General features: G+C 72.4%; 7 protein-coding genes. 2 read left to right on the plus strand and 5 right to left on the minus strand.

Features of this window, described 5'->3' with window-relative positions; all coding sequences use genetic code 11:
- Positions 1–47: 47 nt before the first annotated feature.
- The 5 genes from AF1_RS14645 to AF1_RS14665 all read right to left on the minus strand — a co-directional run bounded on the left by AF1_RS14645 (position 48) and on the right by AF1_RS14665 (position 4,790).
- Positions 48–1,085, minus strand: a complete 1,038-nt coding sequence (locus AF1_RS14645; protein ID WP_067798253.1) for a MupA/Atu3671 family FMN-dependent luciferase-like monooxygenase — start codon at positions 1,083–1,085, stop codon at positions 48–50.
- Between the two features lie 305 nt (positions 1,086–1,390).
- Positions 1,391–2,956 (minus strand): MFS transporter, encoded by a 1,566-nt coding sequence (locus AF1_RS14650; RefSeq protein ID WP_067798256.1) that lies wholly within the window; start codon positions 2,954–2,956, stop codon positions 1,391–1,393.
- Positions 2,957–3,055: 99 nt separating this feature from the next.
- Positions 3,056–3,664, minus strand: a complete 609-nt coding sequence (locus AF1_RS14655) for a TetR/AcrR family transcriptional regulator (protein ID WP_067798259.1) — start codon at positions 3,662–3,664, stop codon at positions 3,056–3,058.
- A 23-nt stretch (positions 3,665–3,687) separates the two neighbouring features.
- On the minus strand, positions 3,688–4,491 hold the full coding sequence (locus tag AF1_RS14660; RefSeq protein WP_067798262.1) for an SDR family NAD(P)-dependent oxidoreductase: 804 nt from the start codon (positions 4,489–4,491) through the stop codon (positions 3,688–3,690).
- Positions 4,488–4,790, minus strand: coding sequence for a hypothetical protein (locus tag AF1_RS14665; protein ID WP_067798265.1), 303 nt, complete (start codon positions 4,788–4,790; stop codon positions 4,488–4,490). The genes AF1_RS14660 and AF1_RS14665 overlap by 4 nt, the downstream gene beginning before the upstream one ends.
- 321 nt (positions 4,791–5,111) lie before the next feature.
- Between AF1_RS14665 and AF1_RS14670 the strand changes: the two genes are divergently transcribed.
- A complete protein-coding gene (locus AF1_RS14670) occupies positions 5,112–5,837 on the plus strand; it encodes a hypothetical protein (RefSeq protein WP_067798268.1) in 726 nt (241 codons plus the stop codon).
- On the plus strand, positions 5,834–8,048 hold a 2,215-nt coding region (locus AF1_RS14675), incomplete at its 3' end, for a condensation domain-containing protein (RefSeq protein WP_157419197.1). The genes AF1_RS14670 and AF1_RS14675, both read left to right, overlap by 4 nt.

The raw sequence follows: 8,048 nt of genomic DNA on the forward strand, positions 1-8,048 counted from the left end.
TCGGGCGGATGGCGGGGCATCCAGGTATTATCTGCCGCCCGCGCGAATCAGCGGTGCAGCCGCCGCACCTCGTCGAGCCGTGCCAGCCCGTCGAGCGCCACTTCGGTGTCGAGCCCGAAGTCGATGAGGCACGCGAGGTCGTCCACGCCGATGTCGGCGAGGGTGGTGACCATCTTCGCCGCGTCCTGGACGGTGCCGAACAATCCTCCGGTGTCGAAGTAGCGGTCGAACGAGCGGGCGACGAGGAAGTCCAGATCGGCCGGGGTCAGCCGGTCCAGGTCGACGCCCGGCATGTCGGCGCTGATCGCCCGCGCGAACAGCCCGATGGAGCTGCGCAGGTACGCGCTGAACGGGGCGCGCACCAGCTCCCTGACCTCGTCTCGGTCGGTGCCGATGTAGGTGTGCAGCATCAGCGCGACGGTGCCGCGGTCGCCGCCGTGGTGCGCGGCGTGCGCGTCACGGTAGACGCCGATCTTGCCGGCCAGCGTGTCCAGGTCCTGCCCCAGCAGGTGGGTGAGGATGCCGATACCCAGCTCACCGGCCTTGCGGAAGGTCTCCTCGGAGCCCGCGCTGGTGAGCCAGACGGGCAGCTCCGGCTGCACCGGCGGCGGGTAGATCCGTACCGCCGAGGTGGCGCCGGTGCCGTCGGTGAACTCCAGCTCCTCCTGCCGCCACAGCCGCCGCACGGCGTCCACGGTGTCGATCAGCACCTGCTTGCTGTCGCGGAAGTTCTCCGCCCGAAGCGCGAAGTCGACGGCGTTCCACCCGGACGCGAAGGAGATGCCGACTCTGCCCCCGGACAGGTTGTCGACGACCGACCATTCCTCGGCGATGCGCACGGGGTGGTGCAGGGGCGCGACGACGCTGCCCGCGCGGAGCGCGACGCGCTCGGTGATGGTGGCGAGGGCCGCCGAGGTCACCGCCGGGTTCGGATAGAGCCCGCCGAAGGAATGGAAATGACGCTCGGGCGTCCAGATCGCCGTGAAATCGTTCGCGTCGGCGAACCTGGCCCCCTCCACAAGGAGCTGATATCTGTTGTCTGCGGCGATTCCGGTGTCGGCGAAATAGAACAGACCGAAGTCCACGGCTATGGCCCCCTTAAAGGTGGATCGCTATTTTCTGACCGGCCGACCGTGATCATCGGCTGCCGAATCGAGCGCTTCTCACTCGCCGCTCTGCAAGATAACTCGTCGATCGACTCGGCGAACCCCTATGCCGCCCCCTATCCGGGGCGGCGGCGCCCCCTATTAATGCCCGGTCGATTGTTGTGGTGCTGCTCGACCGATTTCTGTTCACACTCGTTCACGTTTCGGTCACCGGCGGCGGCGAATCGGCCGGACCGCCCGGGCGGGCGGTCCGGCCGATCCCCGGAGCGGCGGACCCGTCGGGGTCAGTCCGCGACGCCGGTGCCGAGGCGCGCGTCCTGGGGGTCGTCGGCGGCCGCTCTGGTGTGGGCCGCGGCCGGGCTCTTCTGGCCGCGGGGCATGAGCAGGATGGTGATCGCCGCGCCCAGCAGCGCCACACAACCGCTGGTGATCGCGGCCGCCCCCATGCCCGTGCCGAACGCGTCGGTGGCCTGGGCGGCGAGCTGCTGGCCGTTCTGGCCGAGCCGCGCGGTCGTGGCGAGCGCGCTGCCCAGCGAGTCGCGCACCTGCGACCGGTCGGCGGCCGACAGCCCGGCGAGCGACGGCAGCGCGCCTTGGTAGGCCGAGGTCATCGCGGTGCCGAGCACCGCGACGCCGATGGCGCCGCCGACCTGCAGGGCGGTGTCGTTGACGGCGGACGCCGTGCCGGCCTGGTGCGAGGGCGCGTTGGCGAGGATGCCGTCCACCGACGGCGGGATGGAAAGGCCGATGCCGAAGCCCATGACGGCCAGGCTGACCAGCACCGTCGTCTCGGCGGTGACGTCGGCGGTGGACAGCGCGAACGCGCCCGCCGCGATGATCAGCAGGCCGGTGATGATGGTCAGCTTGTCGCCGATGGCCTTGACCACGTAGGGCGCCAGCGGCGAGGAGATGATCAGCGTGCAGATCGCGAGGATGCGCAGCCCGGACGACAGCGGGTCGTGGTGCCGGGCGATCTGGAAGTACTGGGTGAGCACGAACAGGCTGCCGAATAGCGCGAACGCCTGGCAGGTCAGGGCGGCGGCGGAGCCGCTGAAGCGACGGTTGGCGAACAGCGACAGCGGCAGCATCGGGGTGCCGGTACGCGCCTCCCAGGCCACGAACGCGACGAGCAGCACCACGCCGGCGATCAGCCCGACCAGGGTCTGCGCGCCCGTCCAGCCGTGCACCGGGACCTCGATCAGCCCGTAGACCAGCAGGACGAGCCCCGCGACGGCGAGCACCGCGCCCACCGGGTCGAGCCGGTTCGGCCGCTCCGTGCGCCAGTAGGGGATCAGCAGCATCCCGGCGGCCAGCGCGATCGCCACGACCGGCACGTTGATCAGGAAGATCGAGCCCCACCAGAAGTGGTCCAGCAGCAGCCCGCCGATCACCGGGCCGAGCGGGATGCCGATCCCGGCGGCGCCCGACCAGACGCCGATGGCCTTGGCCTGCTCCTCGGGCGGGAAGATGTGCTTGATGATCGCCAGGGTGGCGGGCATCACCATCGCCGAGCCGAGCCCCATCCCGGCGCGGAAGCCGATCAGGGTGGCGGGCGTCCCGGCGAATGCGGCGGCGACGGAGAAGCCGAGGATCAGTACCAGCCCGCCGAGCAGCATCGGTTTGTGCCCGAGACGGTCGCCGAGGGTGCCGGCGAGCAGCAGCAGCCCGCCGAAGGTCAGCGTGTACGCGTCGACCGACCATTGCATCTCCCCGACGGTGGCGCCGAGATCACTCTGGATCTTCGGCACCGCCATGGCGATCACCAGGGCGTCGAGCCCGCTGATCACGAGGCAGAGGCTGAGGACGGCCAGGGTCAGCCATCGGCGTCGGTAAACGGTGGCGGCATCCATGACTGGCGGATCTCCTGACGGACGTTAGTGCGGGATTCGTTTGGTCGTGCGGGTCGTTCGGCCGCGCGGTGGTGCGGACGTGCACGTCATGCATGTCGTTCATGGCTTCCCCGCGGGCACGGGTTCGGGGGTGCCGAGCCCGCGGACGGTCAGCTCCACCAGCTGGCGCAGCCGCCGGTGCAGCTGGTCGGGCGTGCCGTCGGCCTGGCTGATCCCGACGACCGCGTCCAGCAGCAGGTCGGCGCACTCGTAGGCGGTCATGCCGGGGGCGAGCCGGTCCGGGCCGCCGACCGCGGCGGCGAGCAGGTCCGCGACGAGGGCCGCGAACCGGTTCTTGAACGACAGCATCAGGTCGGGGGCGATCACCCCGGCCTCGGTGAGCAGCTCGGCCCGGTGCCCGGCGCCGACCGAGCCGAGCACCGTCCGCAGCTTGACCGCCAGGGCCGCGTACAGCTGGTCGGCCAGCGCGCCCTCGGCCGCGGCGGCCTCCCGCGCGCTGCGCAACACCTCGTCGAGCATGTGGGCGCCCATCGCGCGGAAGACGTCCTCGCGCCCGCTGAAGTGCTGATACAGCGCGGGCCGCGAGATGCCCGCCGCCTTGGCGATCATTTCCATGGACGTGCGCCGGTAGCCGTAGCGGCCGAAGACCGTCATGGCCGCGGTGAGGATCTCGACGCGCCTGTCCTCGGCCGGCTTCTTGCTTGTCATGCTGACACTGTGACGTCAGAATGTCATTTTGTCAATCGCCGTCCGGCGGCGGCCGGGATCCGCAGGCCGCGCAGCCCGCCGTCGATCACGTGCACCGTCCCGGTGGTGGCCGCCGACAGTGGCCCGGCCAGGTGACAGATCGCCTCGGCGACCTCTTCGGCGGTGATCAGCCGCCCGTTGGGCTGCCGCGCGTGCACCGCCGCCAGGGCCGCCTCCGGGTCAGGCGCGGCCGCGAGCTCGCGGCGCACCCAAGGGGTGTCGACCGGGCCGGGCGCCACGCAGTTCACCCGGATCCCCTCGGCCAGCAGGTCGGCGGCCATCGACAGGGTCAGCGAGTACACCGCACCCTTGGACGCGCCGTAGACGGCCCCGCCCGGCATTCCCACCAGCGCGGTGATCGAGCAGGTGTTGACGATCGCTGGGCTCCGCCCGGCCTTGGCCGACTTGCGCAGCCACGGCATGGCCGCCCGGCTGACGCGGACGAGCCCGAGCACGTTCACCTCGAAGACCCGCCGCCACTCGTCGAGATCGTTGTCCTCGAACGAGCCCCTGGCGAGCGTCCCGGCGTGGTTGACCAGGACGTCGATGCCGCCGAGCCGCTCGGCCGCGGTGCCAACGGCCGCCGCGACGCCGTCGTCGGCGAGGTCGCCGCGCACCCCTATAAGGGGGTCGGTGGCGGCGGACGGGTCGAGGTCCACGCAGGCGACCTCGGCGCCGCGCGCGGCCAGCGTGCGCGCGGTGGCGAGGCCGATGCCCGAGCCGCCGCCGGTCACCAGCGCCGTCGCCCCGGTGAACGGGGGGGCGTGGTCGAAAGCGGCGGCGGTCATGTCCGCCGGCCGGTCACGGGGAAGCTGCCGAAGACCCCGGCCTTGGTCTTGCCGGTCATCTCGTCGCCCGCCACCTGGACGGTGAACGTCAGCGTGATCCGCATCGGCTTGCGCACCTTGAGCTTCCAGGACGCGGTGTCGCCGTCGAGCGTCCCGCCGATGATCTCCGGGACCACCTCGCGGCCCTCGGCGGACCCGGTGCCGGTCAGCCCGTCGCCGTCCGCCTTAATATCGAAATCGAACTCCTGCTTTCCCATGGCGCTGTCGAGAGTCAGATGCCAGGTGCCGTCGAGGCCCATTCTCTCCCCTTAATTCACGCTCGTCCGAGGCGGACTGAATTGAGTCCGGCAGGACGGAGCGTAGGTGTGCCGGGGGAGGTGGCAGAAGCCCCTACCAGCCCCTACCGGCGCGATAGGAGGTGGAATCGCGGCAGGCAGCCGACGTGGATAGGGGTTCCGGTTCGCGGAACCGGGTGCGAGCCTTGAGCTCGATTCACGCATGCCAATCGGATTAAATCAAGAGGGGACATGGGACAGCCTGCGGCGTACAACGTCCTTCGGGGTTCCACTACGGGGAACCTCATTCTCGCATCCGACTTCTCCGCCACCACGGGCCGAACCGTGGGATCCTTCAGCGACCTGATCCCCAAGGTCGAGACCGGCTGCGCCGTCTGGGAGACCGCGCCTCCCGACCCCGCCGACAAGACGGCGCGCGACCACCTGGACCGCTGGACCGCCGACGTCCGCGCGTCGGGGCACAGGGTGACCGCCGTGCTGGGCTACTGCGTCGGCAGCGTGTTCGCGGCGGGCCTCGCGGCGCGCGTCGCCACCTGGCAGGACGCCCCGCGGCTGATCGTGTTCGACCCGGAGCGCCCGCACCCGGAGCTGCTGCACCGGCACTACTGCGACGCGATCGGCGCGCTGGCCGGGTTCTTGCGGCCGGGCCGGGCCGACGCGGCCCGCGCCGACGGCGACCGGGCCTTGCATGAGATATCTAACATGCCGGATCTGGCCGTCGCGCTGAGCGATCTGGTCGTCGCCTACGGCGAACCGGCCCTCACCGGTGTCGGGCTCGCCGCGGACCGCACCGCCGAGCTGCTCGGCGGCTTCCGCGCCTTCCTGTCCTACCTGGTGTCGGCCGCCGAGCTCGACCCGCGCGAGGGCTGGGCCACCGCGACCGCCATCACCTCGGCGACTCAGCACAACGGCCTCAACACCCTGCCGCCCGGCGAGCGGGACGGCACCGTCGCGCGGGAGATCGTCTTCGACCTGCCGCACGCCGAACTGCTGCGCGACGCGAACGTCGTGGCGGCCGTCAGCGACCTGCTCGGGGAGGTGGACCGGTGACCGCGCCCGTCCAGAACGCGCCCGCCGCACGGCCCGCCACCGTCCGGGAAGAGGCACTGTGGCTCCTCGACCGGATGGTCCCGGGCGTGCCCAACAACCTGGCTTTCGCCTTCTGCGCCGAGGGACGGATTTCGCTGCCCGCCGTCCGCGCCGCGCTCATGGCGTTGCTGCGCCGCCACGAGTCGCTGCGCACCGGCTACCGCGCCGAGGGCGCGAAGCTGACCCGCACGGTCCTGCCGGTGGAGGAGGCCGACGCCCCCGAGGTGCTTCGGCTGACGTCCGCAGGGGGCGAACCGGAGGACGAGTTCGCGCCGTTCGTCGCGCGGCCCTTCGAGATGACCGGCGCGCCGCTGCTGCGGGCGGGCCTGCTGGTCGGGCCGGACGGCGACGCCCTGTGCTTCGTCGTCCACCATCTGGTCTTCGACGCCACGTCCATCCCGGTGTTCGTCGAGGAGTTCGCCGCCGCCTACGAGTGCCTGGCCGCCGGGCGGCCGCTCCCGCCGGCGCTGGCCGCCGTGGCGCCCGCGCTGCCCGACCCGCCGGTCCGGGCGAAGAGCGAGGAGTACTGGCGGGAACAGCTGGCTGGGCACGCCGCCGCGCCCGCCGCGCTGCGCTGCGGGCGCGCCGACGTCCCGGCGCCGACGCTGGCCGGTGACCACCTGGTCCGGGCGCTGCCGGAGTCCGCGGTCGCGGCCGTCCGCCGTCTCCAGCGCACGGTCCGCGCGCCGGAGACGGTCGTGCTGCTGGCGGCCTACCTGCTGATGCTCGACGCGCACGGTGCCGGGCCCGACCTCGTCGTCGGCGTCCCGGCCAACATCCGGCCGCAGGACGCGCCTCGCGCCATCGGCTACCACATCAACGTGCTGCCCCTGCGGATGCGGCTCGACCCGGGCGAGAGCGTCCGGGACTTCGTGCGCCGCACCCGCGACGGGTACTTCGACGCGCTGACGCACGCCGACGTCCCGGTCGACGAGCTGACCCGCCGCACCCGCCGCACCGGCGACACCTGGCGGAACATGCTTTTCCAGCACGCCTTCAACTACGTGGAGGGCTTCGGCGTCCCGGCGTTCGCGCTGGCCGGCACCAAGGCCGAGCCGCTGCACCTGGAGAACGGCTCGGCGAAATTCGACCTGGAGTTCTTCGTCATGTCCGCCCCGGACGGCATCCGAATCCGCGTGGTCTACCGCTCGGAGCTGTTCGATCGGGACGACGTCGAGCTGATGTACGAGCGCTTCGAGCACCTGTTGCTCGCGCTGGAGAGCGACCCGGACGCCGCCGTCGGCGCCCTGCGGGCGTGGGGCGAGCGCGACCGGTCCGTCATCGGCGCGGCCAACGACACCGCCGCGGACGACGCCCCCGCCGTGCTCACCTCCGTGCATGCCCGCGCCGCCGCCGACCCGGCGGCGACCGCCCTGGTCGACGGCGACCGTGTGGTCACCAGGGGCGGGCTCTGGACGGCCGCGCTCGCAGTCCGCGACGCGCTGGACGGTGCCGGGCCGGGCGACATCGTCGCGGTCGCGGCCCCTCGCGGCCCCGAACTGGCGGCGGCCGTCCTGGGCGTGTGGCTGACGGGCGCCGCCTACCTGCCGCTCGACCCCGACCACCCCGCCTCCCGGCTCGCCTACCAGGTCGACGACTCCGGCGCCGGGACGCTGCTGTGGTCTGGGAAGCGGCCGGACGTCGAGGTCCCGCGCGCGGTGGAGGTGCCGCCGGTCCCAGCGACGGGCACGCCCGGCCCTGTCCCGGACGAGGACCCGGACGCGCTCGCCTACCTGATGTACACCTCGGGTTCGACGGGACGCCCGAAGGGCACCCTCGTCGGCCGCCGCGCGCTGGCGAACCTCGTCGCGCACTTCGCGGACGAGCTCGGCGCGGGCGACGGTTACGCGATGGTCTGGCTGACCACGTTCGCCTTCGACATCTCCGGCCTCGAGCTGCTGGTGCCGCTCGCCTCGGGAGGTCACGTCGTGGTCGCGCCCGACGAGGCGCGGCTGAACGGCCGGGCCCTCGCCGACCTCCTCACCCGGCACCAGGCCGACGCCGTCCAGGCGACGCCCACTACCTGGCGGGCCGTGCTGGACGACGCGGGCCAGGCCCTCGGCGGACGGCAGGCGCTGTGCGGCGGCGAACCGCCGCCGCCCGAGCTGGCCCGCCGCCTCCTCGACACCGGCTGCGAGCTGCACCACGTCTACGGCCCGACCGAGACGACGA

The organism is Actinomadura formosensis NBRC 14204, from assembly GCF_001552155.1.
In the GTDB taxonomy this organism is placed as follows: domain Bacteria; phylum Actinomycetota; class Actinomycetes; order Streptosporangiales; family Streptosporangiaceae; genus Spirillospora; species Spirillospora formosensis.